This is a genomic window from Streptomyces sp. NRRL S-244 (genome assembly GCF_000717915.1).
Classification (GTDB): Bacteria; Actinomycetota; Actinomycetes; order Streptomycetales; family Streptomycetaceae; genus Streptomyces.
In genome coordinates this window covers 1-17,752 of the sequence record NZ_JOCX01000004.1, presented here as the reverse complement: position 1 = coordinate 17,752, position 17,752 = coordinate 1, and the positions used below count along the sequence as shown (strand labels likewise).

Genomic DNA, 17,752 nt, shown 5'->3' with positions numbered 1-17,752 from the left:
GCACCCAGAACGGCCCGGAGCCCCGGCCGGTGCATCACGCACCGACCGGGGCTCCGGCCACGCTCATTTCTTCACAGCTCGCGCATCGAGCTCACGCGGCTACGACATTCACCGCTTCCGCAGGCGCCTTGATGGTCACCCGCTCCGGCCCGCCCGCGACCGAAGCCACGGAGACCGAATTGAGCATCGGGCGGACCGGCACCGTGACCGGTTCGCTTGCCGCGGCCGACTGCGCCAGCTCAGCCAGCGACAGCTCGTCGCTGACCTCGCGCATCAGCTCGGACATCCGTACGTCCAACGCGTCGCAGATCGCGGAGAGCAGCTCGGAGGATGCCTCCTTCTGCCCCCGCTCCACCTCGGAAAGATAGCCGAGAGAAACTCGGGCGGACGAGGAGACTTCGCGCAGAGTACGGCCCTGGCGCTGGCGCTGCCGACGCAGCACGTCACCCAGCAGGCGACGGAGCAGAATCATCGGTGGCTCCCTCCTCTGACCGTGTAGCCGCATCCTTCACGCCCCACCGTACCGCCTCGCGCCGCGGCCGTGCGGGGAGCTATGTCGTGTTCACTCAGGGCTGCAAACATCAAATCCCCCCGTTCTGTTCCGTATCCTGCCCCCGCGCATTCTCGCGGAGTTCGCTCGAGAGCAGTTCGAGCACTGTCCGTGCACTCTCCCTACGGATTTCCGCGCGGGAGCCGTTCAACCTCAGCGGGACGGTTTTCCTGCCCGCCGGACCCGCCACGGCGATGAAAACGGTGCCGACCGGCTGCCCGTCCTGCGGGTCCGGCCCTGCGACTCCGGTGGTCGCGATCCCCCACGATGCACCCAGCACGCGCCGTACGCCGTCCGCCATCTCGGCCGCGACCTGCGCGTTCACCGCACCTTCCGCCGCCAGCAGCCCGGCGTCCACCCCCAGGACCCGGTGCTTCAGCTCGGTGGCGTACGCCGTGACCGAACCGCGGAACGAGCGGGAGGCACCGGCGATGCCCGTGAGCTCCGCGGCCACCATCCCGCCGGTCAGCGATTCGGCGACGGCGAGCGTCTGGTCACTCTCCGCAAGCAGGCGCAGCACCTCCGCGGCGAGCGCAGCGGTGGCCCCGGTCTCTCCGGCCGGTTCCGCGGCGCCCGAAGACGCCCCACCGACCACCGGAGATTCCCCCACCGCGTATGTCACCTTGCGGCCCGCTCCGCTTCCAGACCCTGGCGCCGCAACACCACGGCCTGGCGGATGTAATCCAAACCGGTGACGACGGTCAGCACGACGGCGACCGCCATCACCCAGAAGCGCAAGCTCGCCAGCGGCCCGGTCAGCGCGAGCACGTACATGCCCACCGCCGTCCCCTGGGCCAGCGTCTTGAGCTTGCCGCCCCGGCTGGCGGGAATCACTCCGTACCGGATGACCCAGAAACGCATGAGCGTGATCCCGAGTTCCCGCCCGAGGATCAGCCCGGTGACCCACCAGGGCAGGTCGCCCAGCCAGGAGAGACAGATCAACGCCGACCCCATGATCGCCTTGTCGGCGATGGGGTCGGCGATCTTCCCGAAGTCCGTGACCAGGTTGTACGTACGGGCGAGGTGCCCGTCGAAGATGTCCGTGATCATGGCGACGGCGAACGCGGCCCAGGCCCACGCCCGCCAGACGGGGTCATAGCCCCCGTCCGCGAGCAGCAGCAGGACGAATCCCGGCACCAGGACGAGCCGGATCATCGTCAGGATGTTCGCGATGTTCCACAGACTGGCCTGATTGACCGCCGCGGCCCCCAGCTTCGCGCCGGGCGCGGGCCGGCGGCCGGTCCCGCCCGCCGCAGATGCCGGGACTCCGGTCATCCGGCCGCCTCCTCGTCGAGGTGCAGGGGCTCGGCCACCAGGTCCACGCCCAGCGTGCCGACCACCTTCGCCGTCACGATACGGCCGGGCACCAGGCCCGTGCTGTCCGTGAAGACGACCTGGCCGTCGGTCTCGGGCGCCTGGTGCGCGGCCCGCCCGTAGGCTCCGTCGCCGTCCTCGTCGACCGCTTCCACGGACTCGACGAGTACCTCCAGCGTCTCTCCGATCCGCTCCTCGGCGCGCTGCGAGGTGAGCTCCTCGGCGAGGCGCTGCATGTGCGCGAGCCGCTCGGCGATCGTCTCCTCGTCCAGCTTGTTCTCGTACGTGACGGCCTCGGTGCCGTCCTCGTCGGAGTAGCCGAAGACGCCGATCGCGTCGAGCCGCGCGTGGGTGAGGAAGCGCTCCAGCTCCTTGAAGTCCGACTCGCTCTCGCCGGGGAAGCCGACGATGAAGTTGGACCGGACGCCGGCCTGCGGGGCCTTGGTGCGGATGGTGTCCAGCAGCTCCAGGAACCGGTCGGTGTCACCGAAGCGGCGCATGGAGCGCAGCACGTCGGGGGCCGAGTGCTGGAAGGACAGGTCGAAGTACGGCACGACCTTGGGGGTCGAGGTCAGTACGTCGATCAGGCCGGGCCGCATCTCGGCCGGCTGGAGGTAGCTGACGCGGACGCGCTCGATGCCGTCCACCTCGGCCAGCTCGGGCAGCAGGGTCTCCAGCAGGCGGATGTCGCCGAGGTCCTTGCCGTACGAGGTGTTGTTCTCGGAGACCAGCATGATCTCCTTGACGCCCTGCTCGGCGAGCCAGCGCGTCTCGCCCAGCACATCGCTGGGGCGGCGCGAGATGAAGGAGCCGCGGAACGAGGGGATGGCGCAGAAGGAGCAGCGCCGGTCGCAGCCGGAGGCGAGCTTGACCGAGGCGACCGGGCTCTTGTCCAGGCGGCGGCGCAGCGGCGCGCGCGGCCCGGAGGCGGGCGCGAGGCCCTCGGGGAGGTCCGCGGGGGCGGCCTCGGGCTCCTGGGCGTGGCCCGGGAGGGCCACGGCGGCGTCCTGGCGGGCCGCGGGGCTGATCGGCAGCAGCTTGCGCCGGTCACGCGGGGTGTGGGAGGCGTGGATGCCGCCGTTCAGAATGGTCTGGAGGCGGTCGGAGATGTCGGCGTAGTCGTCGAATCCGAGCACGCCGTCGGCCTCGGGGAGCGCTTCGGCGAGTTCCTTGCCGTAGCGCTCGGCCATACAGCCGACGGCGACGACGGCCTGGGTCTTGCCGTGATCCTTGAGATCGTTGGCTTCCAGGAGGGCGTCTACGGAGTCCTTTTTGGCGGCTTCGACGAAGCCGCAGGTGTTGACGACGGCTACGTCCGCATCGGCGGCGTCCTCGACGAGCTCCCAGCCATCCGCCGCCAAGCGGCCTGCGAGCTCCTCCGAGTCCACCTCGTTACGGGCGCAGCCAAGAGTGACAAGGGCGACGGTACGGCGTTCGGGCATGGACTCAAGACTACTTTGTCCAAACGCCGACCCCCGCCCCAAGTCCCGGTAAACCAAGATCCCCGGGGTGCGGCGCAGCACCCCGGGGACCCGGAATCACGGATTCAGCGCCATATCAGCCCGCCTGGGCCGGTCCCTGGCGGGGGTCGTCCTTGGTGTATGTGAGGCGTTCCACCTGACCCGGCTGGAAGTCGTCCTTGATCTCCTTGCCGTTCACGAAGAGCTTCACGACCCCCGCGTCACCGAGGACGAGGTCGATGGACTCCTTGTCCGTGAAGGTCTTGGACTCGCCCGGGGCCAGCGTCCCGTCGAACAGCAGCCGGCCGCTGTGGTCCTTCGCGGAGATCCAGCTCTCGCCGTCGTTGGCCGTCAGGACCACCGTGACGAGGTCCTTGGGCGCGGCGGCGATCGCGCTGTCCGAGGGCTCCGGCTTGGGCGCCTTCGGGGTCGGCTGGGCGGCCGGCTTCCCGGCCGACTGCTTGGGCGCTGCCTGCGGGGCGGCGGAGGCGTCCGCCACCGTCCGCTTGTCCTTCGCGTCGCCGCCGCTGAAGGCGGTGAAGCCCACGAAGCCGATCACGGCGACGATGGCGGCGACCATGGCCGCGGTCCAGTTGGGCCGCTGCCGCTCGGGACGGATGCGTTCGGCGTCGAACATCGGCGCGGCGGGCGTGGGTGCCGGCCGGCCGCCGTGGGCCGCGTCGTACGCGTCGACCAGGGGTTCCGGATCGATGTGGACGGCGCGGGCGAGCGTGCGGATGTGACCGCGGGCGTAGACGTCGCCGCCGCACCGCGTGAAATCGTCAGCTTCGATCGCGTGCACGATCGGGATGCGCACGCGGGTGGTGGAACTGACCTCGTCGACAGTGAGCCCGGCGGCGATCCGGGCCTTCTTCAGGGCCGTCCCGATGGACGGGCCTTCGTCCGTGCGTTCGATGATGCGGTCCTCGGACCGGTCGTCGGTCGAAGGACGCTCATCTTCGGGGGAGTTGGAGTTGCCGATGGACACGAGGGCGCCTTTCGAGCGTGTAGCCACCTGCTGGATGTCCAGTCTAGGGGGGTGACGAAAGGGTGGAGCAACCGGAGGGTGGACTTCCTACGCCATCCGAATGGCAATCCGAACAGTGTGGGAAGTCCGGGTGCTGTGGCGGCCCTGCACCGGGCAGGGTGCCGCCACCTCCCTCAACTTGACGCGGGCCCAAGGGAAACGGTTGCCCGCCCGAGAATCACGGTTGGGTCTCTCCCCGGATGACGGCGAGGACCCCGTCCAGCTCGTCCGCCTTGACCAGCACGTCGCGCGCTTTCGAACCCTCGCTCGGGCCGACGATCCCCCGCGACTCCATCAGGTCCATGAGCCGGCCGGCCTTGGCGAAGCCCACCCGGAGCTTGCGCTGGAGCATCGAGGTCGACCCGAACTGGGTGGAGACCACGAGCTCGGCCGCCTGGCACAGCAGGTCCAGATCGTCGCCGATCTCCTCGTCGATCTCCTTCTTCTGCTTCTGCCCGACCGTGACGTCGTCCCGGAAGACGGGCGCCATCTGGTCCTTGCAGTGCTGCACGATCCCGGCGATCTCGTCCTCGGTGACGAAAGCCCCCTGGAGGCGGACCGGCTTGTTCGCCCCCATCGGCAGGAACAGCCCGTCGCCCTTGCCGATGAGCTTCTCGGCGCCGGGCTGGTCGAGGATGACCCGGCTGTCGGCGAGCGAGGAGGTGGCGAAGGCGAGCCGCGAGGGCACGTTCGCCTTGATCAGGCCGGTGACCACGTCCACCGAGGGCCGCTGGGTGGCGAGCACCAGGTGGATGCCGGCCGCGCGGGCCAGCTGGGTGATCCGGACGATCGAGTCCTCGACGTCGCGCGGGGCCACCATCATCAGGTCGGCGAGCTCGTCGACGATCACGAGCAGGTACGGGTACGGGCTGAGCTCCCGCTCGCTGCCCGGCGGCAGTTTGATCTTGCCGTCCCGGATGGCCTGGTTGAAGTCGTCGATGTGCCGGTAGCCGAAGGCGGCCAGGTCGTCGTAGCGCAGGTCCATCTCGCGCACGACCCACTGGAGCGCCTCGGCGGCCCGCTTGGGGTTGGTGATGATCGGCGTGATCAGGTGCGGGATGCCCTCGTACGCCGTCAGCTCGACGCGCTTGGGGTCCACGAGCACCATCCGGACGTCCTCCGGGGTGGCCCGCACCATCACCGAGGTGATGAGGCAGTTGATGCAGGAGGACTTTCCGGAGCCCGTGGCGCCGGCGACGAGCACGTGCGGCATCTTCGCGAGGTTGGCCATGACGTAGCCGCCCTCGACGTCCTTGCCGAGCGCCACCAGCATCGGATGGTCGTCCTCGGCCGCGTCCGCCAGCCGGAGCACGTCGCCCAGGTTGACCATCTCGCGGTCGGTGTTGGGGATCTCGATGCCGACGGCCGACTTGCCCGGGATCGGACTGATGATCCGGACGTCCGGCGAGGCCACCGCGTACGCGATGTTCTTGGTCAGCGCGGTGATCCGCTCGACCTTGACCGCCGCGCCCAGCGTGACCTCGTACCGGGTGACCGTCGGCCCCCGGGTGAAGCCGGTGACGTCCGCGTCGACCTTGAACTCGGTGAACACGTTGCGCAGCGAGGCGACGACCGCGTCGTTGGCGGCGCTGCGGGTCTTGCCCGGCCCGCCCTTCTCCAGCAGGTCGAGCGAGGGAAGGGCGTACGTGATGTCCCCGCGCAGCTGGAGCTGCTCGGCGCGGGGCGGCAGGGCCTGGGTCTGCGGCGGGGCCTTGGTCAGGTCCGGCACGGACAGGGTCCCCGAAGCCGCCGCGGTGGTGTCGTGCGGCGGCTCGGCCCGCTCCGGGTCCCGGGCCTCGTCCAGGGTCGGGGCCGGGGCCGGGGCAGCGGCCTTGGGCCGCTCCACCCGCGCGGGCGGCACCGGAGCGGTGATCTCCGCTCCCTCGCGCTCCGCCGAGATGCCGTGCGTCAGGTCGGCCACCAGCGGGGAGGGCGGCATCCCGCCGTAGACCACCCCGTCCAGCGCGGCGGCGGCCGCCGCGGCCACGTCGACGGCGTCCATCTCCCGCTCGGCGGCCGGCCGGGCCGGGGTCCGGCGCGGGCGCCGCCGCCGGGCGAGCGCCTGCTCCTCGGCGGCGTCGGCGGGACCGGCGGAATCCGCGGCGGCGCCCGCACCGGCGGCCCCCGACCGGGCCCGCCACTGCTCGGGGTCGTGCCGGTCGGCGGGGGCTCCGTCCTCGGCGTACCCCTCGTCGTACTCGTTCGGGGCGATGATCCCCAGCCGGATCCCGAGCCGCCGCAGCCGCTGCGGGATCGCGTTCACCGGGGTGGCGGTGACCACGAGCAGTCCGAAGATCGTGAGCAGCACCAGCATCGGCACGGCCAGCGGCGCGCCCATCGTGAAGATCAGCGGCTTCGAGGCGCCCCAGCCGATGAGCCCGCCCGCGTTCTGCATGGCGGTGGTGCCCTCGTCGCGGCCGGGCGCCCCGCAGGCGATGTGGACGAGGCCGAGGACGCCGATGGCGAGCGCGGAGAGGCCGACGCCGATCCGGCCGTTGGCGTCGGGCTGCTCGGGATGGCGGATGAAACGTACCGCCATGACGCCCAGCAGGATCGGCACGAGCAGGTCCAGCCGCCCGAAGGCGCCGGTGACCAGCATGGTGACCAGATCCCCGACGGGACCGCTCAGGTTCGACCAGGTACCGGCGGCGACGATCAGCGCGAGGGCGAGCAGCAGCAGCGCGACGCCGTCCTTGCGGTGGGCGGGGTCGAGGTTCTTGGCCCCCTGGCCGACCCCGCGGAAGACCGCGCCGACCGCGTGCGCACAGCCCAGCCACACGGCGCGCACCAACCGCACCACGCCCCCGGTGGGGGACGGCGCGGGCTTGGGCGCCGCCTTCTTGGCGGGGGCGCGCCGGGGCGCCGCGGCCTTCTTCGCCGCGGACCCGCGCGCGGGGGCCGCCTTCTTCGCCGGCGCCGTCGTCCGGCCGGTGCGGCCCTTCGCGGTGCCCGCTGCGCTCTGGGAACCCTTGCCGGACGTACGTGAGGCCATGGGGCCGAGGTTACCGGTGCGCGCGCCGGTGGACACGCGTGCCCACCCCTTCACCCGTTCGTGTCGCGCCCCGTGTCAGCGCTTTGACGCACCGCCAGATCCGGGAGCTGCCCGAACGGCCCGGCAGCCGGCCCCTCGACGGGCTCAGTTCTGCGCGGGCAGCACCGGCGTTCCCCCGCCGGCCCCGGGCTCCAGGGCGTCGAGCGCCCGCCGCAGTCCGGTGAGCTTGCGCTCCAGATGGGCCGCGGTCGCCACGACCGCCGCGTCGGCCGACTCCTCGCCGAGCTGCTTGGTCAGCGCCTCGGCCTGCTCCTCGACCGCCGCGAGCCGCGCGGAGAGCTCGGCCAGCAGGCCGGCCGTCTCCTTGCTGCCGTCGCCGTTGGAGCCGCCGCCCTCCAGCTGGAGCCGCAGCAGCGCCGCCTGCTCGCGCAGCTGGCAGTTCTTCGTATACAGCTCCACGAACACCGAGACCTTGGCCCGCAGCACCCACGGGTCGAAGGGCTTGGAGATGTAGTCCACCGCGCCGGCGGCATAGCCGCGGAACGTGTGGTGCGGACCGTGGTTGATCGCGGTGAGGAAGATGATCGGGATGTCCCGGGTCCGTTCACGCCGCTTGATGTGCGCGGCGGTCTCGAATCCGTCCATCCCGGGCATCTGCACATCCAGCAGGATGACCGCGAAATCGTCCGTCAACAGCGCCTTGAGCGCTTCCTCCCCCGATGACGCCCTGACCAGTGTCTGATCGAGCGCGGAGAGGATGGCCTCCAGCGCCAGCAGATTCTCCGGCCGGTCATCGACCAGGAGGATCTTGGCCTTCTGCACCATGCCCTGTCCTCCTCGCCCCGGCATGGGGCCTCCCCGGCTCCTGGCACCGGCCGGTACGCCGGGCCCCGCCCCAGAAGAGGACGGCATCCTTGCGCCGTCCGTCCTTGTGCCGGTCATCGTAGCCCCAGTCCCGAGATCGCCACACCCTGTCACCAAGATGTCACTGTGCACGAAGCAGAAACGGTGTGGGAGAGCAGAAGGTTCCCCGCCTCCCGCCCTTTCACACCGTTTTCGCCACAGTCAGTCAGCAATTGGTATCAGAGTGCTCGGCCGTCGATCACTTGCCGCGCATCCACTGCTCCATCACCGACAGCAGATAGTCCGGGTCGACCGGCTTGGTGACATAGTCGGAAGCACCGGAGTCGATCGCCTTCTCCCGGTCCCCCTTCATCGCCTTCGCCGTCAGCGCGATGATCGGCAGCCCGGCGAACTGCGGCATCCGCCGGATCGCCGAGGTCGTCGCGTACCCGTCCATCTCGGGCATCATGATGTCCATCAGTACGACCGTCACATCGTCGTGCTGCTCCAGGACTTCGATGCCCTCCCGGCCGTTCTCCGCGTACAGCACCGCCAGTCCGTGCTGCTCCAGCACGCTGGTCAGCGCGAACACGTTGCGGACGTCGTCGTCCACGATGAGCACCTTCTCGCCGTGGAAGTCGTACGACCGGGGCACCACCGGAAGTTCCTCCTCCGGGTTGGCCCAACCGTCCTCGGCCCCCAGCGCGTTCGGCTGCCCCGGCACCGCCGTACGCGGCTCCAGGTCGCTCAGCGCCTTGCGCCGCCGCCGGAACAGCGCGGCGCCGCCCTGCCCCTGACCGGCCGGCTCTGCGGCCGGCAGCGCGGGCCGTACGTGCTGCGCCTGCTGCTGCGCCGCGGAGACGGGCGCCGCCGGAGTCGCCGGCAGCGCGGGCCGCGCCCCGTCGGCCTGCCTGCGGTACACCTCGCCGCGCCCGCCGCCGGGCGTCGGCGGCGCGTACCCCTGCGGCGGCAGCTCGCTCGGGTGCAGCGGCAGGTAGAGCGTGAACGTGGACCCGCGGCCGGGCTCGCTCGCCGCGTGGATCTCCCCGCCCAGCAGCCGGGCGATCTCCCGGCTGATGGACAGCCCGAGCCCCGTGCCGCCGTACTTCCTGCTGGTGGTCCCGTCGGCCTGCTTGAACGCCTCGAAGATCACCAGCATCTTGCTCGCCGCGATCCCGATCCCGGTGTCCGTCACCGAGAAGGCGATCAGGTCCGCGTCCGCCTCCAGCAGCGAGCCGGCCTCCAGCAGCTGTTCGCGGATCGCCGTCGGCACGTCCGCCCCGGCGGGCCGGATCACCAGCTCCACCGCGCCGGTGTCCGTGAACTTCACCGCGTTCGACAGCAGGTTGCGCAGCACCTGGAGCAGTCGCTGCTCATCCGTGTGCAGGGTCGCGGGCAGCTCCGGGGAGACCCGTACCGAGAAGTCCAGGCCCTTCTCCGCGGTCAGCGGCCGGAAGGTGGCCTCCACGTAGTCCACGAGCTGCACGAGCGCGATCCGGGTCGGCGAGACGTCCATCTTCCCGGCTTCGACCTTCGACAGGTCGAGGATGTCGTTGATCAGCTGGAGCAGGTCCGAGCCCGCCCCGTGGATGGTCTCCGCGAACTCAACCTGCTTGGGCGACAGGTTCTCGTCCGCGTTGTCGGCGAGCAGCTTGGCCAGGATCAGCAGCGAGTTGAGCGGCGTGCGCAGCTCGTGCGACATGTTCGCCAGGAACTCGGACTTGTAGCGCATCGAGACCGCGAGCTGCTCGGCGCGCTCCTCCAGGACCTGCCGGGCCTCCTCGATCTCGGTGTTCTTCACCTCGATGTCCCGGTTCTGCTGGGCCAGCAGCTCCGCCTTCTCCTCCAGCTCGGCGTTGGCGGCCTGGAGCGCCTTCTGCCGGTTCTCCAGCTCGTCGGAGCGCTCGCGCAGCTGCTCGGTCATCTCCTGCGACTGCTTGAGCAGCATCTCCGTCTTGGAGTTGACGCTGATCGTGTTGACGCTCGTACCGATCATCTCGGCGATCTGGCTCAGGAAGTCCTTCTGGATCTGCGTGAAGGGCTGGAAGGACGCCAGCTCGATGACGCCGAGCACCTTCCCCTCGAACAGCACCGGCAGCACGATCACATGCGCCGGCGGCGCCTCCCCGAGCCCCGAGGAGATCTTCAGGTAGCCGGGCGGGGTGTTCTCGACGAGGATCGTCCGCTTCTCCTCGGCGACGGTCCCGATCAGCCCCTCCCCCGGCCGGAAGGACGTGGGCACCGCCCCGCCCGCGTACGCGTAACTCCCGCGCATCCGCAGCTCGTACGAACCGTCCAGGCCGCCGTCGGTCCCGATCTCGGTGGTGCCGCCCGAGGGCAGCGCCAGGAAGAACGCCCCGTGCTGCGCCGAGACCACCGGGGTCAGCTCGCTCATGATCAGCGAGGCCACGTCGTCCAGTTCGCGGCGGCCCTGCATGAGGGCGGAGATCCGGGCGAGGTTGCCCTTCAGCCAGTCCTGCTCCTTGTTGGCCAAGGTGGTGTCGCGCAGGTTCGCGATCATCGTGTTGATGTTGTCCTGGAGGACCTGGATCTCGCCCGCCGCGTCCACGTCGATCTTCAGGTTCAGATCGCCGCGGGTCACCGCGGTGGCCACGGCCGCGATCGCGCGCACCTGGCGGGTCAGGTTCCCGGCCATCTCGTTCACGGACTCCGTGAGGTCGCGCCAGGTGCCGTCCACGTCCCGCACCCGCGCCTGGCCGCCCAGGATGCCCTCGGTGCCCACCTCGCGGGCCACGCGCGTGACCTGGTCGGCGAACGAGGACAGCTGGTCCACCATCGTGTTGATCGTCGTCTTCAGCTCCAGGATCTCGCCCCGGGCGTCGATGTCGATCTTCTTGGTCATGTCGCCCTTGGCGATGGCGGTCGTGACCATGGCGATCTGCCGCACCTGGCCGGTGAGGTTGGAGGCCATGAAGTTCACCGAATCGGTGAGGTCCTTCCACGTACCCGACACACCCGGCACGTGCGCCTGACCGCCCAGGCGGCCCTCGGTGCCCACCTCGCGGGCCACGCGCGTGACCTCGTCCGCGAAGGAGGACAGGGTCTTCACCATCGTGTTGACGGTGTCGGCGAGCTGCGCGACCTCGCCGCGCGCCTCGACCGTGACCGTCTTGGTCAGGTCGCCGTTGGCGACCGCCGCCGAGACCTGCGAGATGTTGCGCACCTGCGAGGTCAGGTTGTTCGCCATCAGGTTGACGTTGTCGCTGAGGTCCTTCCAGATGCCGGTCACCCCGCGCACCCGCGCCTGGCCTCCGAGGATGCCCTCGGTGCCCACCTCACGGGCGACCCGCGTCACCTGCTCCGCGAACGAGGACAGCTGGTCCACCATCGTGTTGACGGTGGTGACGAGTTCGAGGATCTCGCCCTTCGCATCGACGGTGATCTTCTTGGAGAGATCGCCCATCGCGACCGCCGTCGTCACCTCGGCGATGTTGCGCACCTGCGAGGTCAGGTTGTTCGCCATGAAGTTGACGGACTGCGTGAGGTCCTTCCAGGTGCCCGAGACCCCCTTCACCTCCGCCTGGCCGCCCAGGATGCCCTCGGTGCCCACCTCGCGGGCGACCCGCGTCACCTGCTCCGCGAAGTTCGAGAGCTGGTCCACCATCGTGTTGAGGGTGTTCTTCAGCTCCAGGATCTCGCCGCGCGCGTCCACGTCGATCTTCTGCGACAGGTCGCCGCGGGCCACCGCTGTGGCCACCTGCGCGATGTTGCGGACCTGCGAGGTCAGGTTCCCGGCCATGCCGTTGACGGAGTCCGTCAGGTCGCGCCATACGCCGGCCACCCCGGGCACCTGCGCCTGACCGCCGAGCCGGCCTTCCGTACCCACGTCCCGGGCCACCCGCGTCACCTGCTCGGCGAAGGCCGAGAGCTGGTCCACCATCGTGTTGATGGTGTTCTTCAGCTCCAGGATCTCGCCGCGCGCGTCCACGTCGATCTTCTGCGACAGGTCGCCGCGGGCCACCGCCGTGGTCACCTGCGCGATCTGCCGCACCTGCGAGGTCAGGTTGCCGGCCATGAAGTTGACGGAGTCGGTGAGCTCCTTCCAGGTGCCGGACACCCCCTCGACCCGCGCCTGGCCGCCCAGCCGGCCCTCCGTGCCCACGTCCCGCGCCATCCGCGTGACCTGGTCCGCGAACGAGGACAGCTGGTCCACCATCGTGTTCACGGTGTTCTTCAGCTGGAGCATCTCGCCCGAGACGTCCACGGTGACCTTCTGCGACAGGTCGCCGTTGGCCACCGCCGTCGTCACCTGCGCGATGTTGCGCACCTGGCCGGTGAGGTTGCGGAAGGCGGTGTTCACCGAATCGGTGAGGTCCTTCCACGTACCCGCCGCACCCGGCACCTGCGCCTGACCGCCCAGCTCACCCTCGACGCCGACCTCACGGGCCACACGCGTCACTTCCGCGCCGAAGGACTGGAGCTGGTCCACCATCGTGTTGACGGTGTTCTTCAGCTCCAGCATCTCGCCGGCCACGTCGACCGTGACCTTCTGCGACAGGTCGCCGTTGGCCACCGCCGTCGTCACCGTCGCGATGTCCCGCACCTGCGTGGTGAGGTTGCGGAAGACCGTGTTCACCGAGTCGGTGAGGTCCTTCCACGTACCCGCGGCCCCCGGCACCTGCGCCTGGCCGCCGAGCGTTCCCTTCGCCCCGACCTCGCTCGCGACGCGCGTGACCTCGTCCGCGAAGGTGCGCAGCGTCTCCGTCATCTGGTTGATCGTTTCGGCCAGCTGCGCCACCTCGCCGCGCGCGCTGACCCGTACCTTCTGCGACAGATCACCGTTGGCCACGGCGGTCGTGACCTGCGCGATCCCCCGCACCTGGGCCGTCAGGTTGCCCGCCATGGTGTTGACGGAGTCGGTCAGGTCCTTCCACACGCCCGCGACCCCGGGCACCTTCGCCTGGCCGCCGAGCTCGCCTTCCGTACCCACCTCGCGCGCGACCCGCGTCACCTCGGAGGAGAACGACGACAGCTGGTCCACCATCGTGTTCACGGTGTTCTTCAGCTGGAGCATCTCGCCGGCCACGTGCACCGTGACCTTGCGCGACAGATCGCCCTTGGCCACCGCCGTCGTGACGAGAGCGATATCACGCACCTGAGCGGTGAGCCGGTACGCCATCGTGTTGACGGAGTCGGTCAGGTCCTTCCAGGAACCCGACATCCCGCGGACCTGGGCCTGACCGCCGAGCTTGCCCTCGGTACCCACCTCCAGCGCGACCCGCGTCACCTCGTCGGTGAACGCGGACAGCTGGTCGACCAGGTTGTTGACCGTACGCCCGACCTTCAGGAACTCACCGCGCAGCGGATGCCCGGCCCCGTCCGGGCTCTGCGTCCGCAGGTCCATCCGCTGGTCCAGATCGCCCTCGGCGACCGCGGACAGCACCCGGCCCACCTCGGACACCGGCCGCGCAAGATCGTCCACCAGCTGGTTCGAGGCGTCGATCGCGGCCGCCCAGGAGCCCTCACAAGCGCCTGTTTCCAGCCGTTCGCTGAGCTTGCCCTCGCGGCCCACCATCCGCCGCACCCGGGAGAGCTCTCCCGTCAGGTGGAGGTTGCGGTCGGCGACCTCGTTGTAGACGGCGGCGATCTCCGCCATCACCCCGTCGCCGGACACCGTCAGCCGTTTGCGGAAGTTCCCGTCCCGCATCGACACCAGGGCCGTGAGCAGCCGGTTCAGGGCCGCGGTATCGACTTCCGTCGTGCCGTTGCGGCGGGACCTCCCGCCCTTCGGGCGCGTTCCCGTACGCCGCACCGCTGCGCCAGACTCCACCGTGTCCCTCCCGAAAGGGTCGACCGCTGTTCCACCGACACCCGGCGAGTCGCACGCCCGGCTATCCGATCCTGCCCAGTGTTTCACTCTGGCCGAACCCGGCCATAACACTTCGGCACCATCGCACACCGGCCGCACCCTGCGGGTGGAATCCCGGACGACGGCACCATGCCGACCGCGAAGGTAAGTAACCTGGCACCCGATGTCCAACCGCGTCGAAGGAGATTCGTGATCACGGCTCGGGCGGCTGCCAGCTTCGACCCCCTCGGGCGCTCGGTCGCCGCGGCCCGGGCGTTCGTCCGCGACACCCTGCAGGGCTGGGGCTTCGCGGACATCGTCGACGACGCCGTGGTGCTCACCAGCGAGCTCGTCACCAACGCCGTGGTCCACGCCGGCACCAAGGCCGAGGTCCTGTGCCTGCGCTCCGGTGACGGGGTACGGGTCGAGATCGCCGACCGCTACCCCGAACGCGAGCTCCCGCTCCAGCACCCGGGCGAGCGCCCGTACGCCGACCCCGACCGGGAGAACGGCCGCGGGCTGATGCTCTGCGCCGCCCTCGCCACCCGCTGGGGCGTCGAGTACACGGCCACCCACAAACACGTGTGGTTCCGCCTCGACCTCCCGGACCGTCCGGTCGGTACCCGATCCGCGGGACCGGTCGTCCCGGACCGCCTCCTGCCCCTCGCCGACAGCCGGGTCCGCGTCGCCGTCCTCCAGATCGACGCCTCCGACTCGATCTCCGCCTGGAACGACGACGCCGAGCACGTCTTCGGCTACGCCGCCGAGAAGGTCCTCGGCCGCCCCCTCGCCGAGCTCGCCGCCTGGCCCCAGACCCCCGGCACCGGCACCGGCATCGCCGAGGCCCTGCGCCTGTCCCGCTGGGAGGGCAGCTACGGCATCCGCGGCGCCGACGGCCGCGTCATCCCCGTGTACGCCTCCCACCTGCGGGTCCGCGATGCCCACGGCGAGCCCTCCATCGTCTGCCTGCTGGTCCACGACGACGAGCGGGCCCTGCTCCAGACCCCCGTACGGGTGGCCCCCGCCGACAGCCTCCAGCTCACCGAGCCCCGCCCCGCGGACCCCTTCGAGGTCTTCATCGGCTCACCCGCCCCCGACGACCTCGACGGCCTCCTCCAGCGCACCGTCGAACGAGCCCGCGACATGCTCGACGCCGACTCCGCCTTCCTGCTGCTGGCCACCGACGACGAGACGGAGCTCGAGGTCCGCGCCACGACCGGGCTCCCCTCCACCCGCCAGCGCTTCGCCCGCGTCCCCGTCGAGGCCGGCACCAACCGGTACGGCTCCGCCCGCATGCCCGCCGTCCACGACGACCTCGCCGCCGTCCCCGGAGCCGTCCCGCTCCTGGAGGCCACCGGCATGCGCTCGGTGATCACCGTCCCGCTCAAGGTCGAAGGCCGGCTCACCGGCTCGCTCGGCGTCGCCGCCGAGAACCCCGGCCGCTACTCCAACGCCGAGGCCCTGCGCCTCCAGTTCGCCGCCGACCGCATCGCCCTCGCCGTCGAATCCGCCCGCCTCGGCGAGCTGGAACGGCTGCGCCGCGGCTCCCTCTCCTTCCTCGTCGAGGCCTCCGACCTGCTCGCAGGCACCCTCGACCGGGACCAGACCCTGGCCCTCATGGCCCAGATGACCGTCCCGACCCTGGCCACCTGGTGCGCCGTCTACACCATCGCCGACCAGTCCTCGGACCCGTACCTCTCGTACGTCCTGCACGAGGACGAGGAACGCATCGACGGCCTCAAGGCCCTGCTCTCCCGCGTCAGCCCGCCCGAACCCGTCCGCGAGGCCGGAGCCCGGCCGTGGCCGGCGACGGCCCAGGCCGTCGGCGGGGAGACCGTCGTCCTCCCGCTCCTGGCCCGCAACCGCGTCATCGGCATGCTGACCCTCGGCAAGCCGTCCGAGGAGCACTTCCGCCAGGAGATCCTCGAACTCGCCGAGGACCTCTCCCGCCGGGCCGCCCTCGCCCTCGACAACGCCCGCCTCTACTCCGAGCGCACCGCGATCAGCCGCTCCCTGCAGCGCAGCCTGCTCCCGCCCGGCTCCCCCGCGATCCCCGGCATGGAGGTGGAGGTCATCTACCGCGCGGCCGGCGAGGGCAACGAGGTGGGCGGCGACTTCTACGACGTCTTCCCGATCCGCGACGGCGCGTACGGCTTCGCCATCGGCGACGTCTGCGGTACGGGCCCCGAGGCGGCCGCCGTCACCGGCCTCGCCCGGCACGCCCTGCGCCTGCTGGCCCGCGAAGGGCTGGGCGGTCCGGCCGTACTGGAGCGGCTCAACGCGGCCATCCTCGACGAGGGCGCCCGCAGCCGCTTCCTGACCCTCCTGTACGGGGAACTCCACCCGCAGCCGGACGGCGGCGCCCTGATGAAGGTCGTCTGCGCCGGCCATCCGCTACCGCTCCGCCTGCGCCCGGACGGCCAGGTCACCGCGGCCGCGGACCCGCAGCCGCTGCTCGGCGTGATCGACGACCTCGACCTCTACGAACAGACCCTCACGCTGGACCCGGGCGACGTACTGCTCTGCGTCACGGATGGCGTGACCGAACGCCGCGAGGGCACCCGCATGCTGGGCGACGACGGCCTCGCGGAGGTGCTCACCACCTGTACGGGCCTCACCGCCGGCGCCGTAGCCGCCCGCATCCTGCGCGCGGTGGAACGCTTCGCGGCCGAACCCGCCTCGGACGACATGGCCATCCTGGCCTTCCGCGTCCCCCAGCAGCGAACGGGCGACTGAGGCGGCCGAGCCCGTCGGTGATTCACACCGTGGGCGGCGCCTTCATGACCCGGCGGGTGGAAGACCGCAGTGCGAGGGCCATCACCAGTTCGAAGACACCCAGCAGGACGAACCAGAGTCCCAGCAGCCGTGTCAGGGCGACGGCGGAGTCCACCGGGAAGCAGAGCACGACGACTCCGGCCACGACGCCGAGCATGCCCAGGCCGAAGAGCAGGCCCCGGTGCACGAGCGCGCGGTCTGCGATCGCCGTATATGCCCTGAGCACTCCGGTCAGCAACCAGAAGACCCCGACGATCAGGGACAGCACGCCGATCGTCTGCATCGGATGCCGTAGCACCAGGACGCCCGCCAGGATCGCGATCATGGCGATCAGGACGCCCGCCAGTCTGCTGCCGCCTCCGTCGCCTCCGTGTGAGAAGGCGGTGACGAAGCGGAAGACGCCCGCCACCAGGAACTGCAGGCCGATGATGACGGCCAGGATGTGCAGCGTCTCGTCGGGCCAGACGAGAATGAGGATGCCGGGGATCAGGGTCGCGAGGGCGAAGCCGAGTGCCCAGTGCCACGAGCTTCCGAGCTGCTTGAGGTAGTCGTCAGGGTCGCTCTGCGTACGGTGCGGCGCCACGTCGGGGGATTCGGTCATCACGCCTCCCGGGCCAAGGCCGCGGCCCGTGGGACCACCTCGGAGCCGCCGGACTTACCTTATGTGCCCTTCACAACCACCGTAGACCGTTGTGATTCAGCGTGCTCGTCCAGCTCGCGTGGACCCGCCGGCCCGTCGGCCGGCCCCGAGTTGGCAGCCAAAAACAAAAAAGGCCCCCGCCATATGGCGGGGGCCTTCTTCGATGGAGCCCTTTAACGGAATCGAACCGTTGACCTTCTCCTTACCATGGAGACGCTCTACCGACTGAGCTAAAAGGGCGGGTTGTTCGGCGGCGTCCTACTCTCCCACAGGGTCCCCCCTGCAGTACCATCGGCGCTGAAAGGCTTAGCTTCCGGGTTCGGAATGTAACCGGGCGTTTCC

Annotated in this window: 10 protein-coding genes, 1 tRNA gene and 1 rRNA gene; 1 reads left to right on the top strand and 11 read right to left on the bottom strand. The window is 70.5% G+C overall.

Translation table 11 applies throughout. The features are described from left to right. Nucleotides 1-91: 91 nt before the first annotated feature. From IF02_RS0106155 to IF02_RS0106120, 8 genes are all read right to left on the bottom strand, one after another. Nucleotides 92-472, bottom strand: coding sequence for a helix-turn-helix domain-containing protein (locus IF02_RS0106155; protein ID WP_030154235.1), 381 nt, complete (start codon nucleotides 470-472; stop codon nucleotides 92-94). Between the two features lie 109 nt (nucleotides 473-581). Beyond that, nucleotides 582-1,070 carry a CinA family protein gene (locus tag IF02_RS0106150; protein WP_030154234.1) on the bottom strand — a complete coding sequence of 163 codons (489 nt, stop codon included), beginning with the start codon at nucleotides 1,068-1,070 and terminating at the stop codon, nucleotides 582-584. 98 nt (nucleotides 1,071-1,168) lie between these two features. Next, nucleotides 1,169-1,825, bottom strand: a complete 657-nt coding sequence (pgsA, locus tag IF02_RS0106145) for a CDP-diacylglycerol--glycerol-3-phosphate 3-phosphatidyltransferase (RefSeq protein ID WP_030154233.1) — start codon at nucleotides 1,823-1,825, stop codon at nucleotides 1,169-1,171. Then, nucleotides 1,822-3,306 carry a 30S ribosomal protein S12 methylthiotransferase RimO gene (gene rimO / locus IF02_RS0106140; protein ID WP_030154232.1) on the bottom strand — a complete coding sequence of 495 codons (1,485 nt, stop codon included), beginning with the start codon at nucleotides 3,304-3,306 and terminating at the stop codon, nucleotides 1,822-1,824. Before rimO ends, pgsA begins: the two co-directional genes overlap by 4 nt. 115 nt (nucleotides 3,307-3,421) lie before the next feature. Next, nucleotides 3,422-4,312, bottom strand: coding sequence for a helix-turn-helix domain-containing protein (locus IF02_RS0106135; protein WP_030154231.1), 891 nt, complete (start codon nucleotides 4,310-4,312; stop codon nucleotides 3,422-3,424). 217 nt (nucleotides 4,313-4,529) lie between these two features. Beyond that, entirely contained in the window at nucleotides 4,530-7,343 is a 2,814-nt protein-coding gene (locus IF02_RS0106130; RefSeq protein WP_051695939.1) for an FtsK/SpoIIIE family DNA translocase, read from the bottom strand. A gap of 144 nt (nucleotides 7,344-7,487) precedes the next feature. Then, complete coding sequence (locus IF02_RS0106125; RefSeq protein ID WP_030154229.1) at nucleotides 7,488-8,168, bottom strand: response regulator; 681 nt, start codon at nucleotides 8,166-8,168, stop codon at nucleotides 7,488-7,490. Between the two features lie 277 nt (nucleotides 8,169-8,445). Then, on the bottom strand, nucleotides 8,446-13,977 hold the full coding sequence (locus IF02_RS0106120) for a HAMP domain-containing protein (protein ID WP_199809183.1): 5,532 nt from the start codon (nucleotides 13,975-13,977) through the stop codon (nucleotides 8,446-8,448). Between the two features lie 168 nt (nucleotides 13,978-14,145). Between IF02_RS0106120 and IF02_RS0106115 the strand changes: the two genes are divergently transcribed. Then, entirely contained in the window at nucleotides 14,146-16,731 is a 2,586-nt protein-coding gene (locus IF02_RS0106115) for a SpoIIE family protein phosphatase (protein WP_078621916.1), read from the top strand. Nucleotides 16,732-16,753: 22 nt separating this feature from the next. Here IF02_RS0106115 and IF02_RS0106110 read toward each other — a convergent pair whose 3' ends face one another. The 3 genes from IF02_RS0106110 to rrf all read right to left on the bottom strand — a co-directional run. Continuing rightward, on the bottom strand, nucleotides 16,754-17,371 hold the full coding sequence (locus IF02_RS0106110) for an HdeD family acid-resistance protein (RefSeq protein WP_030154226.1): 618 nt from the start codon (nucleotides 17,369-17,371) through the stop codon (nucleotides 16,754-16,756). A gap of 203 nt (nucleotides 17,372-17,574) precedes the next feature. Next, a tRNA-Thr gene (locus tag IF02_RS0106105) sits at nucleotides 17,575-17,650 on the bottom strand. Between the two features lie 5 nt (nucleotides 17,651-17,655). Next, nucleotides 17,656-17,752 (bottom strand): 5S ribosomal RNA (gene rrf / locus IF02_RS33010); the annotation flags it as partial.